Below are 20,730 nucleotides of genomic sequence, written 5' to 3'. Positions count from 1 at the left end.
ATATGCAAGAAGACATTTTCATTTTAATTGAGTCCTGTCGGTTGAATTTTACATCTGTAGAGCAGGTGATCGCGGATTATCTTTTAAGTAAACAGGCAGCAATGACGATTGATAAATTATCAGAGCATCTGGCTGTATCAAAATCCTCTATTACAAGATTTTGCAAAAAGATCGGATTGAGTAACTACAAGGAGTTGATCTTTCTATACAAGCTTTCTTTAGATAACGAAGCTTCAAGCCTGTCAGTGTCATCAAAGATAACAGCAGCCTATCACTCGCTCGCGACACGCAGCGACAGCAACTATTCGCAAGAGGTGGTAGATGCCTTCTGCGAACTGCTCCATCAGCATAAAATCATTCATTTTTTTGGCAAAGGCTTTAATTCCTATGCAGGCGCTGATTTTCAATTCAAGTTTTCCAGAGTGGGCAAGTATGTGCGAGTGATCGCGGATGAGAACTCCATTTTAATGTCGGCCAATTTTGCCAATAAAGATGAACTGATTGTGGTTTCAAGTTTGCGTGGAGATGATGAAGAATTGCTGGAGGCGATGAAGATCGCAAAAGGAAGAAATGTCTCGATTTTATTGATCACGTCGAATCGGTATTCGCAGCTGATTCCCCATGCAGATGTCGTCTTGATCGCCGCCAGCTTCACTAGAGAAGAAGCGTTGGGAAATATCTCACCCCAAATTCCGATCCTTATTCAGCTGGATATGGTTTATGAAAGATACATCCATTTATATTCTGATGCCATCGCTCAATGGCTGGAGTCGGAACAAATATTGCACAAGTAAAAAGGAGTACACATGAAGAATTTTCCTGACAACTTTTTGTGGGGAGCTGCAATGTCTGCACCCCAAACAGAAGGACAAAGTTTAAATTTTGGAAAAGCAGCGACAACATGGGACTATTGGTTCCACACAGCGCCTGAGAAGTTTCATCAAAATCAAGGACCGGAAATCACGTCTGGCGTATACGATCATTACTTGGATGATTGCCGTCGAATGCAGGATATTGGATTAAACTCTTTGAGAACCTCCATTTCATGGGCACGCCTACTTCCAGATGGAAAGACAATCAATCAAGAAGCCGTTGATTTTTATCGTCAATTCTTTTCGGCTATGCTTGATCATGGGATAGAAACAATGATTAATCTGTTTCATTTTGATATGCCGATGTGGCTGATGGATCAGGGCGGATGGGAAAATCGACGCTCTATTGAAGCCTTTGCTTTTTATGCGAAAACGTCATTCGAATTGTTTGGTGATCTTGTTAAAAAATGGACAACCTTTAATGAACCGATCGTCCATGTCGAATGCGGATATCTTTATCAGTACCATTACCCAGCGATCGTTGACTTTCGGCGGGCGATCCAAGTTGCTTATCATACATTGCTCGCTCACAAGGCAGCGGTAAAGATATTTAGAGAAGTGACTCAAACTAGCGAGATCGGTATCATCCTGAACATTTCTCCTACTTACCCGAGGAGTGAGGTAGAAGAGGATGTATTGGCAGCTTTTCAATCAGATTTATTGAATACTCGCAGTTTTTTAGATCCGGCGGTGTTAGGCACTATTCCTGAGGAACTAACCGAGCTGCTGGCAGAACATGACCTGCTACCGGAGAGAGAGGCGGGCGATCACGAGTTGATTAAAGAAAACTTAGTTGATTTTATCGGTTTGAATTATTATCAGCCACGGCGTGTGCAGGCACCTATAGCACCGAAAAAGCCTGCAGAAATGCCTGCAGATTTTTATGCAGCATATGACTGGCCGGATAAAAAAATGAATCCTTATCGAGGCTGGGAAATTTATCCCGAAGCTCTGTATGATGTGGCACTCATGATGAAGAAAGAATACAACAACATTCCATGGTATGTGAGTGAAAATGGGATGGGGGTAGCAGATGAGGAACGTTTCATGAATGACTCTGGAGAAATCGAAGATGATTATCGAATCGAGTTCATGAAAGAGCATTTAAGCTATTTGCATCAAGGAATCGTTGAAGGCAGCAACTGCTTTGGGTATCACGCTTGGACATTTGTGGATTGCTGGTCATGGTTAAATGGCTATAAAAATCGGTATGGGTTTTATAGGCTGGATTTAGATACACTGGAACGTTCAATGAAGAAGAGCGGACGCTGGATGAGAGCAGTAAGTGAAAAGAATGGATTTTAGGTGATTACAAATGAGCTTAGCCGTATTTGATATTGGCGGAACAACAGTCAAACATGGGGTATGGATGAATCAAAGAATCAGTCAGGTTTCCGCATTTCAAACCCCAGAAACATTTGAAGAGTTGTTGGAAAAAATGAAACAGACGATCAATGCTTACAACAAACCTTTTGAAGGAATCGCGATCAGCGCACCGGGGGCAGTTGACCAAGAACAAAGAAAAATACTAGGTATCAGTGCAGTCGATTATATTCATCAACGTCCGATTTTCGATGAACTCGAAAAGTATTTTGCGCTTCCTGTATCAATAGAAAATGACGCAAATTGCGCAGGAGTTGCCGAAGTGGAGCTTGGTGTCGGCAAGGATGCACAAAACATTGCTTTTGTTGTTTTAGGGACAGGAGTAGGCGGGGCACTTTTTATTCGACGGGAACTATATAAAGGAAGTCATTTATTTGGCGGTGAAGTAGGACTGTTGAAAAGCCAACATATCCAAACCTTCAGCCAAAACGGTACCTTAGTCAAAGCTGCAAACTTTTACTCTGATCAAACCAATACTAAAATAGAGGGAAAAGAGCTTTACGAGCTAAACCAAAATGGTGACTCACTTGCTGCGGAGCTTCTAAACGATATGTATCAGACCATGGCAAGTAATCTCTATAATATTCAAGTAATGCTTGATCCTGAGCTGATCGTTTTAGGCGGAGGAATCTCTAAGCGGCCAGAGTTAGCAGAAGAGCTTTCCAAGCGATTGTTGGAGCAGCTTGAAGCAGAAGGTGTTGGAGAAATAATGCCTACAATCAAATGCTGCAAATTTCATAACGATGCCAATTTGATCGGTGCGGCATTGAATTTCCAAAAAAGAACTTAGAAGATCTGATGCTTTCTTTTTGAGCCAAAAGGCTGATTTGATTAATTGAATAAAACTAGCTGACACCTGCGATAGTTAGAGTCGCAGGTGTGTTTTTATGTTTTTCAACCGTTTCAAAATCAACTATAGGGTCAAAAGGAAGTTTGTTTACTCATAAATTCCTACTATAGGATCTAAATACTCATTAAGTCCGAAAATTTTTTCTAAGGTTTGTGTATCTAATGATTCAATTTTCGTGGTGATAAGATCCTCATATTCATAGCTGTCTTCCCATATTTTCCACAACTCAAAAGGACTATTTAACGATTTCAAATAGTCTGAGAAATACTCATAGAAATTTTTCCAGCTATAGATATCAATATAGTAAACAAAAGGTTTGGTTGTGTACTTATGAATAACGCCCTCGTCTTGATCCCTCGTTACTGTGAAATTTTCTTGGCATCTAAGATCGTTTAACGACATAAATTCTGAAGAAACAATGTGGGAAGAAACTTTTAATTTATGATTACTAGCTAAATGCATACCTATGGACATGGAAAGCCTCCTATTTGTGCTATTGTTTGTGGACTATTACACAAATTCTTAGTATAGCTTATCATATGACTGTACGTTTTCAAAAATTGACCTAAAGCTAACTTTGGTCGATCAATCCAGAGCTCTTTGATTTTAGGACTTTAGCTTTTGGGAGAAATTGTAATAAATAAGAGCGATTATTCCACCGATGAGTGAAAAGGATGCTAGGACCCAATAGGCGAACTTTAGATTAATAGCATTGTTGATTTCACCGACTAAGACAGGGAAAAGCGTCATGCCAACTGCATAGATTGCTTGAAAGAACCCCATTGCGCTTGATTTTTTATGGAGTTCAATGCCTTCCATGGCTTCAGAAGTTAGTAGTGAGAATAAAATTCCAGTACCAACACCAGGAATGGTTTGTAAAAGATAGAAAATAGGTAATGCATTAGCCAATGGAACAATAAGACAATAAAGTGCGAGAAATCCAAATGACGTGAAGGTCAACCATTTTCTACGTTGGAGATTCAGAGATAAGGTGGAACTAATACGAGAAAAAATAACGGCTGAGAACATATAAATGATCGATGATAATCCAACTTGGAAATCAGTAGCGCCTTGTTCCTTAATCAATTGATTAGTAAATGACATTGTCGTAGACATCTGGATGCCTTGTTGAATTAGTGCTAAAAAAGAGAATAAAATTAATTTTGGTTGTTTACCAACCGCTAATAGTTCTTTTGCATTAACAGCTATTTTAATTTTTGTTTCTGTTTTTTTAAGATTCAATGAAATAACGAATCCGGAAAAACCACTTAAAACACTTAATAAACAAATATTTGCCATACCAATCTGATTATATAAAAGGCTGCTGGTGATAAAACCAACCAGCATACCAATATTATTCGTCATGATAATTTTACTTGTAGCGGCGTTTTGCATGTGATTATCGTGTAGGCTAAGATAGTAAACCATGAAAGAAATCCAGGTAGCACTAGCAAAGCCTGAAAAAATATTTCCTAATAGAAAACCAATGCCGTTTTGAAAGAGGAGGCGAAATAAGGAAGCGACTCCAGCACACAAGGTACCTAGCGAAATAAACAAGCGGTGGTTCGGTCGTAAATCTGCTATTATACCTACTGGCAAACGGAGTGCTAACTGTGAAATACCATACGAGCCAATGATAATTCCGATGAAACTCGCGGATACATTGATTGTTGCTAAGTAAGGAGTTTGATAAGGAATATAAACATATTGGGCAAACCAAAATAACGTAACGATTAACAGTAATAGATTCTTTTCTCGTTTTTTTATGATAACCACCATCCTTCATGATTTAAAAATTCAAGGACAAGCATAACGCAAAATGTGAAAAAAAAGCAAATAAAATTTTATTTGTGAATTCGCTTGCATTTCAAAAAGGAGCATGATATATTGTGGGTGTAAATTTAATAACCGCGTTCGTTTGACGCGTTACTGGTAATGCAGGCGAGATCAAGTGTACGTAAATGATAACCATGTCCTATGGTGTTATTTATGTATATTTGATCTTTTTTTGTCGAATAAGCACGGACCTTTGGCCAAAGGAAATTGACGTTCATACAAACTAAATTTTTGGAGGATTAGAAAATGGATAATCATGATGTTGCAAAACGAATCTTGGAAGAAGTTGGCGGTAAAGAGAATGTTTCAAGTTTGACTCATTGCTTTACTCGTTTGCGCTTTGTGCTTAAGGACAAGAGCAAAGCAAATAAAGAGGTCATTTCAAATACGGAAGGAGTCATCCAAGTAGTCGAGGCTAGCGGTCAATTTCAAGTAGTTTTAGGGAATAAAGTTGAAAAGGTCTATGATGAAATGATTCCAATGGTGGGTGAATTACAGGAAACAAGCAATGAGGAGGATGAAAAAGTAGGGATAGGCACGAAAATTTTAAATACAGTGGCCGCAATCTTTACACCAACAGTTCCTGCAATTGCAGCCTCTGGTATGTTGAAAGGAATTCTGGCGGTGGCGGCGTTGATTGGGCTGAATATGTATCAAGTCGATATTAAGGAATTCAACACCTATATTATTCTTAATGCCGCTTCTGACGCACTATTTTATTTTATGCCGATCATTTTGGCACGTTCGGCGGCCAAAGTCTTTAAAACAAATGATTACATTGCCATGATTTTAGGAGCAACGCTTTGCTACCCTGCAGTTGTTGATTTAATGACTGGAGAAAATCCAGTGACCTTGTTCGGTGTAGGAATTACACAGGCAAACTACGTATCGTCAGTGGTGCCAATCATAATTGCTATTTTTGTATTGGCATATGTTGAGAGATTCGTTAAGAAAATCATGCCAGAAGTGTTAAAAATCATCATGGTTCCAACAGTATCATTATTGGTTATGGTTCCGGCAACTCTAATGGTATTTGGACCGATCGGTATTTATTTTGGAAATATTGTTAACTGGGCATACTACTATATTATGGGGCTAAGCCCAATTTTGTTAGGAGCCTTCATTGGTGGAATCTGGTGTGTTCTAGTTATATTTGGTGCCCATCGAGCAATTATACCAATCGGGATTAATGATGTTGCGAAAACAGGTCGTCAAAATCTACTTGCTTTCGCCGGTGCTGCTAATTTTTCTCAAGCTGGTGCGGCCTTAGGTGTATTTTTAAAAACAAAAAATAAAAACTTAAAAACGGTGGCTGCATCAGCTACTGTAACTGCCTTGTTTGGGATTACTGAACCAGCAATCTATGGGGCCAATTTACGTTTAAAAAAACCAATGATCTATGCTGTGATCAGTGGTGCGTTGGGAGGAGCTTTAATGGGATGGGGCGGTTCTTATGGGAATGCCTTTGCTAATCAAGGTGTCCTGACCATTCCTGTCTATGCTGAAGCTGGCACGAAAGCATTTGTTTGTTATCTATTAGGTTGCTTAATTGCTTTTGGCGGAGCATGTATCATGACGGTTGTTTTAGGTTTTAAAGATATTCCAGAAGAAAATGCGAAAAAAGTTCAAGAAACATTGACGGAAGCAGTTAAGGAAGCAATTAACGATGATTTAGTTTTTGAAGATAGCAATTTAGTAGTAGATTCACCGGTAGAAGGCCGAGCGATCTCATTATCGGAAGTTTCAGATGAAGTTTTTGCTTCTGGTGCGATGGGTAAGGGAATAGCCATTTATCCAAGCAAAGGAGAGATCGTCGCACCAATGGATGCAACAGTCAGTGTACTCTATCCGACGATGCATGCTATCGGCTTAACGTTAGATAATGGTGTTGAAATGTTAATTCATATAGGGATTGACACAGTGAATTTAGATGGGAAATTCTTTGAAAAGCATGCGAATGTTGGTGAACGATTGAAGAAAGGTCAGCGAATCGTTTCCTTTGATATGGAGGGGATTGAAAATGCTGGGTACGATTTAACGACATCAGTGATTATTACTAATTCCAATAACTATGTAGCTATTGGCTCAACGAAAGACAATCACATTGAAACAAGCAGCAATCTATTGTTCTTTCTGACGAAGCCAGCAGTATAAATTGATTTTAAGCTGCAGGGGTTCTGTAGTTTAGTGACAGTTATTCATTTTAAGAGATTAATAAGGAGCGTATAAATACATGAAAAAATTCGATGAAGATTTTTGGTGGGGAGCCTCTTCCTCTGCTTTTCAAATAGAAGGAGCTTGGGAAAAAGATGGTAAGGGAGAGTCCGTTGCAGACCATAATTCTTTTACTCGCTCTGCTCAACAAGCGGATACGAAAGTAGCGAGTGATTTTTATCACCACTATGAAGAAGATATCAAAATGATGAAAGAATTGGGGTTGAAAACGTATCGTTTTTCTTTATCTTGGGCACGGATTATTCCAGATGGAGATGGCGAGGTTAATGAGAAAGGGATTGCATTTTATAATAAGGTTATTGACTGCTTGATCGATAATGAGATTATTCCTTTTGTTACCCTATATCATTTTGATTTACCATATGCACTTGCTGTAAAGTATAATGGATGGGAATCTCGGGCTTGTGTGGATGCTTTTAGAAGATACGCTCAAATATGTTATCAAGCTTTTGGCGATCGAGTGAAGCATTGGCAAGTAAATAATGAACAAAACTTAATGATTCGAGTAGATGAACGTATGAACATGTATGAGGTGAAGCTGGAAGACAAGGAACGAGTGCGTGCTCAAATGGATTATCATATGTTTGTTGCCCATGCTCACGCGACGAATGATTGTCACGAAATGATTTTAGGAAGTAAAATCGGACCAGCAGTTTCTTCAACGATGACCTATCCTGCTTCGAATAAGCCAATGGATGTTTGGGCAGCCAAAATGAATGATAATTTCAAGACAAATTATGCTTTAGAAATGTATTGTTTTGGACAATATCCTGGCTATTATCAAGAGTTTTTAGACAAGGCCGGCATTGCCCCAGTAGTTCTGCCTGAGGACAAGGCGATCCTCGCTGCGGCGAAACCAGATTTTATTGCGTTGAATTATTATCGAACACTGGTGGCTAGCTACTTACCGGTTGACGATACGCATGCATTGGGTGTTCGTGAAAAAGATGTTGACTTTGATCTTTATGGCTATTTCCAAGTTGAAAAGAATCAGAATTTAAGTGCTACAGAGTATGGTGCACAGATTGATCCAATGGGATTACGACTGGTCCTGAATGAATACTATCGTCAATTCCGACTACCACTGATTATTACTGAAAATGGATTAGGAACGGCGGATGTCTTGACTGAAGATGGAAAAGTTCATGATCAGTATCGTATCAATTACATCCGTGATCATATCTCAGCTTGTTATGATGCGATTCAAGATGGTGTTGAATTATTTGGTTACTGCCCTTGGTCAGTCATGGATCTATTAAGTTCGCATCAAGGGTTTAAGAAACGCTATGGATTTGTTTATATAAATAGAGAAGATCATGATTTGAAAGATTTACGACGTATTCCTAAAGATAGTTTTTATTGGTATCAAAAAGTAATTCAGGATCATGGACTGACAGACTAGAGAAAAGATAAGGCGGTGAGTCAATGCAGGTGCTAAAAGTGATGAACAATTCACTCGTTTTAGCCTTAGATGAAGCAGGTACTGAGTGTATTTTGATGGGAAAAGGCATTGGATATAACAAAGCAATTGGCCATGAGATTCAAGAAGATGAAATCGAAAAGGTGTTCATTTTGACGGATAATAAAATGCTAACGAACTTTGTTCAATTAGCCAGCACCTTAGATGATACTTATATAAACTTGGTTAAAAAAATTATTGATTATGCCGCCAGCAGCTATCAAATAGAGGTAAAAGACTACCTCTATTTGTCTTTGTCTGATCATGTTTCATTCGTTGTAAGACGTCTTGAAGCGGGAAATGTTGGTGAGAATTTTAATTACCCTGATGTGATGTTATACCATAAAAATGAGTATCAAATTGGACGATATGCAGTAGAGCTAATAAATAAAGAACTTCAAATTCGATTGCCTGATAGTGAGGCAACAGCTATCGGACTTCATTTTGTCAATGCCAAGATGGAATCCTCTTCACATCAAAGAGGTCAGAGTATCGCAAAACTAATGAATAATTTTGAGAAAATCGTTCAAAGAATCGTGGGTGGAAAGATAAACCGTGATACATTTACTTACTCTCGCTTTTTGACCCATTTAAATTACTTCAGTGAACGGGTCTATGAAGGAAAACTTTTTCCTGATGAAGATAAAGAAGAATTGTACCAAACTTTAGCTACAAAAATGACGAAGGAAGTAGCTATTATTAGAGCCTTTGAAATCTTTATTTACAAAGAATTTGATTTGAATATCACCAAGCAAGAGAAAATCTATTTGCTTGTTCATCTGCATCGAATTGTGGAGGAACAGGAGCAAGAGGAGTAAAAGGAAAACTTATGTTATTCAAATTACTCGTTTCGGACGTTTCGCAATTCAGTTTGCGGAGCGTCCTTTTTTTATGACTCAATCTCACCTAAATAAGATCGGAAATTCTTTTTTATGAAATAAACAAGTGACATGACTAACAAAATGCTTTAAAAAGGGATGTTTTTTTAGAAATTAATACCACAAAAGATATAATTATAGGTCTGTTTTATAGAGACCAAACTGTTTGATGCTATTTCCTGATATACTAATGACAATCGGAAAAAGTGATAAGGAAAAATTACATGAAAAAAGTAATTATGGGTTTGGGTATTTGTCTTTGTTTAGTTAGTATTGCAGGGTGTAAGACTGAAAAAAAGTCGACAAGTAAAGAGAGTAGCGGCGTAGTTAAGGTTTTAGAAAAATACTCAAGTACCAAGATGACCAAGAGCAGTACAGAGGCTAGGGAAGAGGTTAAGAATAGTTCAAGTGACTCAATATCCGAGCTATCAAGTGATCCAAATGCTGCGTTCTTTTCCCAACTGCCAAAAGAGTTTACGTTCACTAGCGGCGCGGGTGGTTGGCAAACTGTCTTAAAAATGGATGGTAAAGGTGGGTTTACCGGTATTTATGCCGATTATGATGCATCAGAAGTTCATCAATGTGATTTTAAGGGGAACTTCAAAAATGTGGAGCAGATTTCGGAGTTTGAATATAAGATGAGTATCGGAAATCTAGAGGTTACCGGTCCTCAAGCTGGTAGAGAAGGAAAATATGAGGTGATACCAACTGATCGTATATACGGATTAGATGATGCAAATGAAATGAGGGTTTATTTACCAGGCAGGTCAACCACTGATTTACCAAAAGAGTTTATTGATTGGATGTATCATCCGATGAAACTTACTTACGACAACCTGGAACCTGAGCTGCCATTTTATGGAATATATAATGTTGGTAGTAAACAAGGATTTTCTAGTGAAGATGTTGAAGGGTACAGAGAAAAGATGACTGCGCAGGTCCAAGAAAAGCAAAATGATGCGCCAGTTAATATGACCGGAAATTGGACAATCAAATATACAGATGATTCTACAATAGGAAGCTTTGAGGTGAAAGAAGACGGTAGTGGAGTCATACACAGTACAACCACATTAATGGGGCAAGAGGGCGACTTACCGTTTGATGAGATAGAATTTAAAAAGGATGTAGATGCAAGTTGGGATAATGGTTATTACATTCGTTTCAAGAAACCTATGGAGCATAACGATTTATTGATGGAGAAACGAGTTGTTTTAGTTGACCAGAATAATTTCCGAATGATTAGTTATACCGAAAGTGGAGTCAATAATGGATCAATTAATAGATAGGAGTATGCTGTCAGACAAATGAACCCAAAGGAGAAATTAGTGAAGAAAAGAAAAAATTGGATAGCCATTTTATCAGTACTAGTGGCTCTATCTATTTGTTTAGTTGGTTATTTTTTTGGTCAGGGATCGTATTCGGTCGAACAACGAGAGAGTATAAAATTACGTAAGATTGATATTAGTAAATTTGCAGATACTGATTTAATCAAGTCGTACGGGCAAGAAGTCCATGAAGTAGGAATCTACCAGGATCAGTTGGTCTATTTCAATAATGATAAGCTATGGAAAGTTGATCCGTATTCTAAAAAAGCCGAAACGATTGAGTTAAATGAAATTCCTGAGGATGAAGAGCTTGAATTTTTTCCTGATTATGAGGATGAAGGAGTTTATGAGCATTATGCAGTTGTTAAAGTGATTGGGGATTTTAAGGATAGACAAACGGACTATACACAGAAGTATTATTTCGGATTAGTAGATTTGAAGTCTGGAAAACAAATTGGCCAATTTGTTGAGTTTGACAGCAAATATCCCGATGTTGTTTTTGATTCAGGAACTTTTTATATTCAGGGGTATGGCTCTCCAACTGCTGAGCGCTCCAATGAGGAAACAGTCCGCTCGTTTATCTTACAGATTGAGGCTTCATCAAATAAGGTCCAAAAAGTGTTGGAAACGGGTAAAGAATATGAGCGATTGTACCAGAAATATTTTGACATCAATAAACGAAGCAATGAATTATTGAAGGAAGAGACAAATAGAGAGAAAACGAAGCAAATTTTGACTACCGACTCGGGCTATACGATTAAAACGCTGAAAACGAATGAAAAGCAAAGCTATACGTTTCCAGATGAGAAGGTGGATTATGCGGAAGCATACTTTGCGTATTCGGATGAATGGATAATTGAAAAATTATTGACGTATGTGAGTCCTTACTCATCGGCAGAGATGGCCGAAAATCCTGACATGGAATATGAGGATATCACTGTTTATCAGTATTACTTGCGAAACATAAAAATGAATACACGAAAGAAGGTTAACTTTGGCCAGACAGATCCATTCATAGAGGAAGCAAATTTTATTAGAAAAAAGGATTATATTCTATGGAACTCAGGTAGGAAAGTAATAAAAGAAACCGTTAGAGGAAACAAACTATATCAAGATTATTTCGAATTGCCTAAGAATGCAGAGGGAGCGAGAGTGCTAGAAAAAAGCGATGGGACATTTTATGTACTTACTTACGATACCTCGACGGATAAATTATTGATATTCGCGGAAAAGTAGTATTGGGAATATAAACATACCGTTGATGGAAGAGCTTGCCTTTTATGCTTTTCGTTAAGCAGTAAGGACAAAATAGAAAGAGAACCTGATGTTTTTCTTTATCATTCTAAAAAAATTTTTGCGTAAACGTCACAGGGGTACAGGGAACAGTGATGCAGAAAATAGCGGTAGAAATATAAATTTCGTTGTTCATTTTTCTGCTAAATGTCCGATTACTCAAAATGGTGGATGGTTTGTTTTTATGTGCCTATCACTATTTTCTGTATGAGCGTTCCAGCGCCCCTTTAATGCCAAATTTTCTGCTCGATAATTTCTAAATTATCAGGATTAATCAAAGTATTTAATCGTGCATTAATCAGGTGTTTCCGACCAGCGAGGTTCTTCGAATAGAAAATTTCTGCCGATGAATAGCTTTTTTGAATCTCTGCTAAGAAAGACTGAGCATCCTTTTTATTCTTGCTGTAACGAGCGGGGACTGCAAAGTAGGCATGTTTAATTTTTAAAAGATACCTAGGATTCTCGATTTCACCCAATGTTTCGCTAACTAAGTTATTAAATAGCTTTTCCTGATGATAGCTGGCAGTAACTTCACAGGAGAAGACAGTCTCATCCCACTTAATTGTTAAGGGGATTTTTTCAGATAGCAGCCCTTCATTTATTAGTAACTGATAAATCGTTTGAACTACTTTTTGTTGGATTCGACAAGAATTTCGCCAAAGCCTTCTCTTTTTTTGTTCTTTAAAATAGAACGCTAGATTCCCTTGAAGCAGAGATTGAAAGAAGTTCAGCGATTTTTCTTTTCTATTCTTAAAGGTAGTTGTTTTAACATCCAATTCTTTTTCTGCAGACTGGTTTCGAATAAACAGGGGCATTGCCAAGCGAGTTCCTTGCTTTAAAGCATCACTCCATAGTGCAAAATATTTTTCACGTTCCTTGGCTTGAAAAAGATTGTGTTGCGTATAGCCGCTTATGGCTTGAATATCCGGAATATCCGGTAATTCAAATCGCTCACTACCCGTTGAAACCAGCGGTACCGTTAGCAAATTTAGGCCTTCGATAAATGATAAACGTTTAAAAATGGAAGCGAAGGAAGGTTGTTCTGCTAACGGAATATTCGGATAGATTACTCCAATATGCCAAATATTCGTCAGCTTTCTTTTTCCATCTTTACGTAATCCTCTACCGCGAATCTGCTGGGTTTGTACGTAGGACCCCGCCGCGTTTCCCATAATTATGGTGTTAATCGAAGGACAATTCCATCCTTCCCCCAACAAACTGACAGTCCCAATTAATAAATTGAGAATTCCAGAATCTAAAAGCTGTGTTGTGAGGGATAATAAACTGCTCTGGTTTTTGTCTGTCATGGTTAGATAAACATAATTGGCTAGATTTTTCTCTTTCTGAAATGCTGAGTAGTTTATGAAGTAATTCTGATAAACCTCCTGACTAATAATGAGGAATTCTCCACAAATAGCAGCTAGAGAAGTTTCAGGTTTAAGCAAGTCCTTGAAATCTAAAAATGCTGGTGCAACACCATATTCTAAGTAGTTTTCTTTCCCATCTAGAACATCCTTTTTGATATGATCGAATAAAAGCACACCACGCAGCATGCTCCCTAAATAGCTCTCTTCTTTTATAACAATATGCTGGATCGCTTCTTTTACTAATGGAATGTTTGCTTGATTCGTACCTTCAAAGTTTGGAAACAGCCTAAGCTTATCGTTATATAGCCAGCCTGCTTTTGATAAATAGTTAAATATATTTAAGCGTGGATTTGCATGATATAAATATTGATATAAATCGATGATACTGTTTCTTGTTTGTTGAGGAATTTCAAATTTTTTTCGTTTTGTCCCTAAAACCTTCCAGTGATCCCTGCCAATTTGGTAATGCTGCTCATTCAGGTAGAATAGGCAACTCAAATAAACGTCAAAATTTTTATAAATAAACGTTGTACAATTCAAAGGCTGTTGAATAAATTCTTGTGCTAACAGATAATCAGTTACTTCTTGATTACAACAAAGCTTAGCTACGATTTGATTTTGATTCTCTAAAAAATCTGAGAATTGTCCCTGTGCTTCTTTTGTCACAGGTACTAAGTAGATATAATCATGATAAGGGGCGAGTACCTCTTCTTTTATCAGCTCGGAAACAGAGATTTCTTCATCAATCGCTCCCGTCAATCGAATGTAGTTTTTCCACTCTTTTTGATTCGCGTCGAACGGAGGTGTTGCGGTTAAGGCTAATGTTTGCAAATCATTCGCATGTTCTCGCAAATGTAGCAAGAGGTCCGACCAACGTTTCTTTAAGTGATGGGATTCGTCTAGCACAAGAAAATTAATGCCATATTCTTCAAAGTAATGCTTCCACTCTTTTCCTTTACCTAATAAATCTTGGTAGGTAGTGATAGTAATTTGAGCTGGTTGAAGCAGATTTTCAGATATTTCCCATTGAGGATAATATTCTTGGATCGTATCAATCCACTGCTTTTTCAACAGTAAGGAGGGAACTAAAATTAATGTTTTTCTCTGTATTTTATCAATAATCGTTATCCCTAGGATTGTTTTGCCTGATCCGGGTGGAGCGACAATATGGATACTGTTATTATCCAAATAATTAACTAATTGATCGATTACTCGTTGTTGATAGGTTCTTAACTCGATAGTCGGCACCATTTTTCTCCTCAAAAATTTTGTTTTTTGCAAGTAGGTTTTTAATTATTTCTCAGCTTATCATAAATTTATTTTAAAAAGAAGAGTGGGGTTCCAGTTTTAGACTATACTCTTATATTAAAAATTTCCGCAACTGTTACACTCTGATATGCTCCCTATAAAGTAGACGAGGAAAAAACAAAAATTCTAAATCTATTTTATAGGGAGTTTTTGTGTGTCTAAGAGAAGCCGTTATTCTCCAGAAGAAAAATATCAAGTTATTTCAGAAGTGATGGATGGACATTATAGTCTGAACAGTGTCGCTAAGAGGTACTCCCTTTCTTGGGCGATGATAAAAGAGTGGATTCATAAATATGATGATGAAATCGAGGGATTAAAAAAGCTGCAACGTGGAATCGGTAAAATAATGAGCTGAGACAGGAAGCTGTTTTAGCAGTCATCAATGATGAGATATTTCTCCATCAGGCAACTACATTTTTTCAGATCTCTGCACACTCCGTTTTAAGAAAATGGATTTCAAGCTATACTAGTGCGGTGGCCCCCGTACTCTAAGTCATCCAATCCCCGAAAGGATCAAAATCGTGTAGACAAATTATAAAATGAATCAACTCACTTTATATATCACAACTTCTTATATTCCAAAAGAAGACAGCACTGTTTGGTTTATCAATCGTTTATAAAAAAAGTGAATATGGCAATCAGATGAACGAAAAGTCTTGAGTTGGACGTATATCGAAAAAGAGGATTATTACATTGATCCAAAAGGTGTTCTTTTAATTTCAATGTGTACAGAACAGAAACGGATAAAGTCGATAGGTTTGTTAGAAACTTCAAAGAGTATAAAGCAGAAAAATATATAGAAAATAAATAAGTAATTCAAGAAGCCTTGAGCCAAGGAAATACACGCATTATTAAGGTCGATCCTTCGCTAGAATACTTTAAAGCAAAACAATGCACCTTGCTTTCAGAGACTGAAAATGGAAAATCTACTCACAAAGAAAAATTGACGTAGAACCGGTTTTCGGATGGATGAAGGCTTGTTTGCATTTCACACGATACCATGTTCGAGGCATAGAAAAAGTAAAAAGGAAACGGGCGTCCTTATCATGGCATTAAATATGAGAAAGTCAGCAGTTAGGAAACGGTTTGACACCTTAAGCACATAGAAATTGGCTCCCAGAAATCAGTAAATGAAATCTGGAAACCAATTTTTTCCGATTAAGAACAACGACTTATGTCACAGCTTCATTTAATTTTTATGCTGATTGAAGCAAGAGAAGCCGTTAAAATCTAAAAATAAAAATTTTGCAAATATTACAGTTGAAACATCTGTGAATAAATTATACAATATATTCATGAATTGATATTGATTTTAATTCATGAATATGTTTTAATGTATATTCACAGGAAGGAGGGAGAGCATGTCAAGAAAATTCTCAGAAGAGGATATTCGGAAGATCAAGACCAACTTACAAAATGTCTGTGAAGAAAGTTGGAAAGTGAGGGGGTATAAGCAGACAAATATTCCACTACTTACAGGCAAAGTTGGAATATCATCAGGTGCATTCTATATAGTTTACAAAAGCAAAGAAGATTTATTTGTTGAAGTTTTAGAAAAAGTTCAAAAGAACTTAATTGACACTTGGATAATGTTTGTAAATGAAAATGAAAGTAAAATTGAAGGATTCAAGTTGGGATTACAATGGGTATTTCATGAATTTCAGAAATATCCTAAGCTATACAATTTTAATAATCCCGATTATGAATTATTTTTAGCAAAGCTACCCAATGAAAAGATAGAGATAGTGAAAAAAAATAGTCAATCTATCTTTTCTAAAACAGTTCAAGATTCTGGTCTAAAATTATTGTTGCCTGAAGAAGAGGTTATTCGCATTCTTAATTCAATTTTAGTATTAGGATTAATGGATGCAAACACAAATGAAGGTAATGATAACACATTTAATTTTTTACTTGATCATTCAATTTACAACCTATTTGAGGAGGGCTAGCAATGAAAATACTTGAATTATTTATTCGGATGATGGACATTACTAACAACCATTTAGGGAGTATTTATTTCATTATGGTAATAATAGCAATCCTTTGCATTATCTGGAGTGTCTATTTACGAATGAGAAAGTGTCGTAATGCAAAATTATGGACAGTTACAGGATTATTATTGTTGGTGAACCCTGTGATACATCTACTATTTAAGTAAATTTTTTTAGAGATCAACAATCAAAAGATTAAAGTTTCTATTTTTGCTAGAGATTAGAACTTTCTAAGCGATTTTAGACACGTCTCAAATTATATTTGTAAGGAGAAATTAGAATGAAAAAATTTGAAGAAAAAATAAGAATAAGCTTAGTTAGCCTTTCAGTTATTGGAATGGCTTTTGCAGGAAGTATTGCGGGATTTGCTGACACATTAGATACGCCAGTAAGGGTCCAGTTTGAAGCTGAAGAACATATTCCAAACCCAAACCCAAATCCAGAAGCATTACAATTACGTTTCGTTCCAAATTTAGTTGATTTTGGTAATACCCATACTGCAGGAAATGCATTGACACAAACAATTGACACTGATGGAAAGTATGTTGCTTTGTATGATGGAAGAAATGATTCGACGACTAATAATGAATGGACTTTGTCTGCAAGTGCATCTAATTTGACTAATCCATTAGACTCTACACAAATCATCAACTCAGGAAAGATTAGTGTCGAAGTGGGAACAATGAAAGATTGGGCAGCACCAAGTGAGCCAAACGCTGACACTGCTACAACTGATGCAACTAATATCACTGTAGGTAATGGTGTAACAGCCGGAGTTACAGAATTAGCTTTAGATGGAACTTCACAAGAATTAGCTAAGACAGATTTAAGTATCAGTGGGCATGGTTACGCACTACCAATTGATTCAATGAAATTGGAGCTGGCTGCTGGTGATACCAGTACTAACTATGCTGGTCAAACATTCCAAGGTAACATTACTTGGGCTCTAACAAATTCATTTTAATAATTTTTATAAAAAGAAAGAGAGAAGGGTGTAATTCTCTTCCCTCTTTCTTTTTATTGAGGAGAACACTAATGGGAAAAATTTTTCGAAAAATTGTCTTTCATTTTTGTACAAAAAGAAAGATTTATTGCATGCTACTCATTTTCAGTTGTCTATTTAGCACTTCGATAGTTTTGGCTGAAGAATCAGGAGGCATAGAAGGGAGTAAAAATCAGCCCGAAAACGACGTAGGATTTGCGGTAGAACCAATACTAACCAAAACTCAAATTGATTCAAAAAAAGGGTTCTATTTTATTAAAGTAGAGCCTAATAAACCTCAAGAATTAACTATAAAAATAAGAAGTACAAATGTAAAACCAGCGACTGTAAGTATCTATGTAAAAGATGCCCATACAAATAAGAATGGGGCTATTGATTATGATAACGAAGATTATAAAAAGGATGCAACATTAAAAAACTCCATCGAAGAAATTACCACAATCTCTGAAAAGAAAGTTACAGTAGAAAATTATGAAGAGAAGAAAGTCACTATAAAAATTACTCCACCGAAAGAACAATTTACTGGAGTAAAAGGTGGAGCTATCTGCATTATGAAGGCAGATACATCAAAAGTTAAAGAGGGTATCAGTTCAACTTTTGGTTATCGTATCGGACTTGTAGTAACAGAGGATTCCGAAGTATACGATGATGGCTCTACATTAAAATTTTTGAATGTTCAACCAACCGTTAGTCAAGGAAGACGAGTAATTCAGGCACGAATGCAAAATCCAGAACCTAAAATATTAAAGGATCTAATGATTGAGACTAAATTGACAGAAAAAGGAGGACGTGAGGTATTAAAAAAACGAAAAATGAACAACATGCGTATGGCACCAAATTCACAATTCGAGTTCTCAACAAACTGGGGTATAGATCCACTTAAAAGTGGTACATATACATTATTTATAAAGGCAAAATCGGGGACGAGTACATGGAAATGGAAACAGGACTTTACTGTTGGTGAGAAAGAGGCAAGAAAAATAAATGAAGATGCTAATTTTACCATTACTTATCAAAGCTGGGTTCCACTAGTAACAATTCTCATCAGCCTAGTTAACGTCATTTTGATAGGCTGTTTATATGTACGCAGTAAAAAGTGGAGAGCAATATAATTTATCTCAGGGAGAAGGTGAAGAGATGAAAAAGGTAATCTTTTTATTGCTTGGTCTAGTGAGTAGTGTTCTACTTTTAATAAATCCGGTCAATTCCAATGCGGACAGTAGCAGTGGTTATAGCACACCGCTAACTATAACTTTTTCGAACCAGGTAGCAACAGAAGATAACTCAATTGAATTACCATTAATTAAAAAAATTGAAAAAAGAAATGATTATGATGCTTCTTATGCAGCAGCATCAGACAAACGATTACCTATGACCGGAGAAGAATACAATTCTACTCTTCTTTATCTTGGTATGATCATCGTTTTACTCTTTTTCTTCATCAGTATTTATGAAAGGATGAGGAATAATGTCAGTGAATAAAAAATGGATCTCTTATATCTTTATTGTTGGATTACTCATTAATCCGTTGGTTAGTTTAGCGACTTCAAAAAATTCAGAAGAATCTAAACAAACAGAAACATCTACTAACGAACTTACCACGATGTCTAGTAGCGTATTGGGTGGATCTAATGAAATGATATCGTCTGAAGAAGATCCGAGTACCGAGGATCAAGAAAAAGAAGTTATCGCAGAGCAAACCTATGAGGAACGTGATTTATCAAAAAAAGATAACGAAGATGATGTTCATCCAATAGTGAAGGTAGAAAGAAATGCAGAATTTCTTGATGGTGAGATTGTTCTAGATTCCAAATCAAAAAATCAATCAAAAACTATTCTCCAGAAAGCGGTATTGGAATCGAAAAGTGACAAATCTGAATGGTACGATGAAAAAGTTTTTGAAGTATCTGAAAACCATGTTCTAAACGAGCGCAGTTTCAGGTTTGAGTCTAACGACCTTACAGATGATCAAAACTATCGTTTGATTTTAGACTATTTTGTGGAAGAGATGAGGGAGGATAAACCTTTAGTTCGGACTATTCACAAGGGATATTTTATTCTTGAGGAATCAGCTTCAGAGAAAGAAAAGTTAGATGCTAGTGTCAGTAAGCTAAATACCCCGCCAGATAGTTCAAATGACAGTAATAATTCTACTACTGTGGAATCTTTCAGGGCAGAAATTCCGAAAAAAGATAATAGTATACAAGTATCTCCAAGAAATGCTCAATTATTAAGTTCAACTCGAGCAGACATACTTTATAATGGTTACCCAGAATATAATTACTCAATTTCTCAAGGATATCAACACGTATATATCCAAAACATAACCAAGAATAGTGCAAAAATAGATGTTTTTTCAAGTGACTTTTCAGGGCTCCCTTCTCTTGGAGGTACTTATAGAGCTTACTTATGTAAAGATAACTCTTCTATACCAACTGGAACATTGAAACTTACAGCAAGTCAGGTATCAACATTAAAGCAAAATGCAGTCGGCTATGTAGATCTTAGAAGGTACAGTAATTATGTAACGGGGGTTGGAACAATTAATAACCTGAAACCAAATACCTATTACCACATATTACTTACTGCGGAAGCCTCTAATGGAACTGCTACTTTCATTCGAGTTCCTGGATTGACATTGCCAGTGGTAGGAGATATGTATACACCCGTTGGTTACTTTTCTTTTGTCACTGCTGATCCAAGCCCGCTGACTATAACTGCACCTACATTCACTCAAGCGAGCGCTACTGCAATAGCCATACCGATGGTTGGAAAATCTTATACTGGAGATATTTTTCAAACTTCTGGACAAGGGAAAGTTCAAGTGACTTCAAATGATGGATCAACTATTCAAGATAAAGTGACTAATGTAGGACATACAATTACTGAAAATGGATCCTATAATAATGCCACAGTATCTGGATTAACTG

The 20,730-nt window shown here is 36.8% G+C and carries 17 protein-coding genes and 1 pseudogene; 15 read left to right on the top strand and 3 right to left on the bottom strand.

The features are described 5' to 3' along the window. Window positions 1–2: 2 nt before the first annotated feature. Genes JZO85_RS16760 through JZO85_RS16750 form a run of 3 tightly spaced genes read left to right on the top strand, consistent with a single transcriptional unit; the run spans window position 3 to window position 3,045 of the window. On the top strand, window positions 3–794 hold the full coding sequence (locus JZO85_RS16760; RefSeq protein ID WP_207109665.1) for a MurR/RpiR family transcriptional regulator: 792 nt from the start codon (window positions 3–5) through the stop codon (window positions 792–794). Between the two features lie 12 nt (window positions 795–806). Then, complete coding sequence (locus JZO85_RS16755) at window positions 807–2,177, top strand: glycoside hydrolase family 1 protein (protein ID WP_207109664.1); 1,371 nt, start codon at window positions 807–809, stop codon at window positions 2,175–2,177. Between the two features lie 10 nt (window positions 2,178–2,187). After that, window positions 2,188–3,045: an ROK family protein gene (locus tag JZO85_RS16750; protein WP_207109663.1), complete on the top strand. Its 858-nt coding sequence runs from the start codon at window positions 2,188–2,190 to the stop codon at window positions 3,043–3,045. A 147-nt stretch (window positions 3,046–3,192) separates the two neighbouring features. Here JZO85_RS16750 and JZO85_RS16745 read toward each other — a convergent pair whose 3' ends face one another. Continuing rightward, entirely contained in the window at window positions 3,193–3,579 is a 387-nt protein-coding gene (locus JZO85_RS16745; protein WP_207109662.1) for a hypothetical protein, read from the bottom strand. 132 nt (window positions 3,580–3,711) lie between these two features. After that, the gene (locus tag JZO85_RS16740; RefSeq protein WP_242550405.1) at window positions 3,712–4,884 is read right to left on the bottom strand and encodes an MFS transporter; all 1,173 of its coding nucleotides are present in this window, start codon (window positions 4,882–4,884) and stop codon (window positions 3,712–3,714) included. A gap of 303 nt (window positions 4,885–5,187) precedes the next feature. Here JZO85_RS16740 and JZO85_RS16735 point away from each other — a divergent pair, with 303 nt between their 5' ends. The 5 genes from JZO85_RS16735 (at window position 5,188) to JZO85_RS16715 (ending at window position 12,074) form a co-directional block, all read left to right on the top strand. Further along, window positions 5,188–7,095: a beta-glucoside-specific PTS transporter subunit IIABC gene (locus JZO85_RS16735; protein ID WP_207109661.1), complete on the top strand. Its 1,908-nt coding sequence runs from the start codon at window positions 5,188–5,190 to the stop codon at window positions 7,093–7,095. 79 nt (window positions 7,096–7,174) lie between these two features. Then, on the top strand, window positions 7,175–8,578 hold the full coding sequence (locus JZO85_RS16730) for a glycoside hydrolase family 1 protein (protein WP_207109660.1): 1,404 nt from the start codon (window positions 7,175–7,177) through the stop codon (window positions 8,576–8,578). Between the two features lie 23 nt (window positions 8,579–8,601). Beyond that, complete coding sequence (locus JZO85_RS16725; protein ID WP_207109659.1) at window positions 8,602–9,453, top strand: PRD domain-containing protein; 852 nt, start codon at window positions 8,602–8,604, stop codon at window positions 9,451–9,453. Between the two features lie 284 nt (window positions 9,454–9,737). After that, window positions 9,738–10,799, top strand: a complete 1,062-nt coding sequence (locus tag JZO85_RS16720) for a hypothetical protein (protein WP_207109658.1) — start codon at window positions 9,738–9,740, stop codon at window positions 10,797–10,799. Window positions 10,800–10,838: 39 nt separating this feature from the next. Then, window positions 10,839–12,074 carry a hypothetical protein gene (locus JZO85_RS16715; protein WP_207109657.1) on the top strand — a complete coding sequence of 412 codons (1,236 nt, stop codon included), beginning with the start codon at window positions 10,839–10,841 and terminating at the stop codon, window positions 12,072–12,074. A 284-nt stretch (window positions 12,075–12,358) separates the two neighbouring features. On the opposite strand, the gene JZO85_RS16710 is transcribed toward JZO85_RS16715, so the two are convergent. Continuing rightward, entirely contained in the window at window positions 12,359–14,749 is a 2,391-nt protein-coding gene (locus tag JZO85_RS16710) for a DEAD/DEAH box helicase family protein (RefSeq protein ID WP_277988949.1), read from the bottom strand. A 211-nt stretch (window positions 14,750–14,960) separates the two neighbouring features. Here JZO85_RS16710 and JZO85_RS16705 point away from each other — a divergent pair, with 211 nt between their 5' ends. From JZO85_RS16705 to JZO85_RS16675, 7 genes and pseudogenes are all read left to right on the top strand, one after another. After that, window positions 14,961–15,161 carry a transposase gene (locus JZO85_RS16705; RefSeq protein ID WP_207109655.1) on the top strand — a complete coding sequence of 67 codons (201 nt, stop codon included), beginning with the start codon at window positions 14,961–14,963 and terminating at the stop codon, window positions 15,159–15,161. Window positions 15,162–15,635: 474 nt separating this feature from the next. Beyond that, a pseudogene (locus JZO85_RS23165) lies at window positions 15,636–15,888 on the top strand (transposase); the annotation flags it as partial. A gap of 279 nt (window positions 15,889–16,167) precedes the next feature. Then, window positions 16,168–16,755: a TetR/AcrR family transcriptional regulator gene (locus tag JZO85_RS16695; RefSeq protein ID WP_207109654.1), complete on the top strand. Its 588-nt coding sequence runs from the start codon at window positions 16,168–16,170 to the stop codon at window positions 16,753–16,755. 322 nt (window positions 16,756–17,077) lie between these two features. Then, window positions 17,078–17,761, top strand: coding sequence for a WxL domain-containing protein (locus JZO85_RS16690; protein WP_207109653.1), 684 nt, complete (start codon window positions 17,078–17,080; stop codon window positions 17,759–17,761). Window positions 17,762–17,832: 71 nt separating this feature from the next. Further along, window positions 17,833–18,912, top strand: coding sequence for a WxLIP family cell surface protein (locus JZO85_RS16685; RefSeq protein ID WP_207109652.1), 1,080 nt, complete (start codon window positions 17,833–17,835; stop codon window positions 18,910–18,912). After that, complete coding sequence (locus JZO85_RS16680; RefSeq protein WP_207109651.1) at window positions 18,881–19,282, top strand: LPXTG cell wall anchor domain-containing protein; 402 nt, start codon at window positions 18,881–18,883, stop codon at window positions 19,280–19,282. Before JZO85_RS16685 ends, JZO85_RS16680 begins: the two co-directional genes overlap by 32 nt. Continuing rightward, window positions 19,269–20,730 (top strand): hypothetical protein (locus tag JZO85_RS16675; protein WP_207109650.1); only part of this gene is annotated, 1,462 nt, incomplete at its 3' end. The genes JZO85_RS16680 and JZO85_RS16675, both read left to right, overlap by 14 nt.

This window comes from Candidatus Enterococcus murrayae, assembly GCF_017315985.1.
GTDB lineage: Bacteria > Bacillota > Bacilli > Lactobacillales > Enterococcaceae > Enterococcus_A > Enterococcus_A murrayae.
This window is presented reverse-complemented; position numbering and strand designations above follow the sequence as displayed.

Excerpts from the sequence above, each read along its gene's own strand:
- JZO85_RS16745 (WP_207109662.1), bottom strand. The coding sequence starts at position 3,579 with ATGTCCATAGGTATGCATTTAGCTAGTAATCATAAATTAAAAGTTTCT.
- JZO85_RS16760 (WP_207109665.1), top strand. The coding sequence starts at position 3 with ATGCAAGAAGACATTTTCATTTTAATTGAGTCCTGTCGGTTGAATTTT.
- JZO85_RS16695 (WP_207109654.1), top strand. The coding sequence starts at position 16,168 with ATGTCAAGAAAATTCTCAGAAGAGGATATTCGGAAGATCAAGACCAAC.
- JZO85_RS16725 (WP_207109659.1), top strand. The coding sequence starts at position 8,602 with ATGCAGGTGCTAAAAGTGATGAACAATTCACTCGTTTTAGCCTTAGAT.
- JZO85_RS16720 (WP_207109658.1), top strand. The coding sequence starts at position 9,738 with ATGAAAAAAGTAATTATGGGTTTGGGTATTTGTCTTTGTTTAGTTAGT.
- JZO85_RS16685 (WP_207109652.1), top strand. The coding sequence starts at position 17,833 with ATGGGAAAAATTTTTCGAAAAATTGTCTTTCATTTTTGTACAAAAAGA.
- JZO85_RS16735 (WP_207109661.1), top strand. The coding sequence starts at position 5,188 with ATGGATAATCATGATGTTGCAAAACGAATCTTGGAAGAAGTTGGCGGT.
- JZO85_RS16740 (WP_242550405.1), bottom strand. The coding sequence starts at position 4,884 with ATGGTGGTTATCATAAAAAAACGAGAAAAGAATCTATTACTGTTAATC.
- JZO85_RS16710 (WP_277988949.1), bottom strand. The coding sequence starts at position 14,749 with ATGGTGCCGACTATCGAGTTAAGAACCTATCAACAACGAGTAATCGAT.
- JZO85_RS16750 (WP_207109663.1), top strand. The coding sequence starts at position 2,188 with ATGAGCTTAGCCGTATTTGATATTGGCGGAACAACAGTCAAACATGGG.
- JZO85_RS16690 (WP_207109653.1), top strand. The coding sequence starts at position 17,078 with ATGAAAAAATTTGAAGAAAAAATAAGAATAAGCTTAGTTAGCCTTTCA.
- JZO85_RS16755 (WP_207109664.1), top strand. The coding sequence starts at position 807 with ATGAAGAATTTTCCTGACAACTTTTTGTGGGGAGCTGCAATGTCTGCA.
- JZO85_RS16730 (WP_207109660.1), top strand. The coding sequence starts at position 7,175 with ATGAAAAAATTCGATGAAGATTTTTGGTGGGGAGCCTCTTCCTCTGCT.
- JZO85_RS16680 (WP_207109651.1), top strand. The coding sequence starts at position 18,881 with ATGTACGCAGTAAAAAGTGGAGAGCAATATAATTTATCTCAGGGAGAA.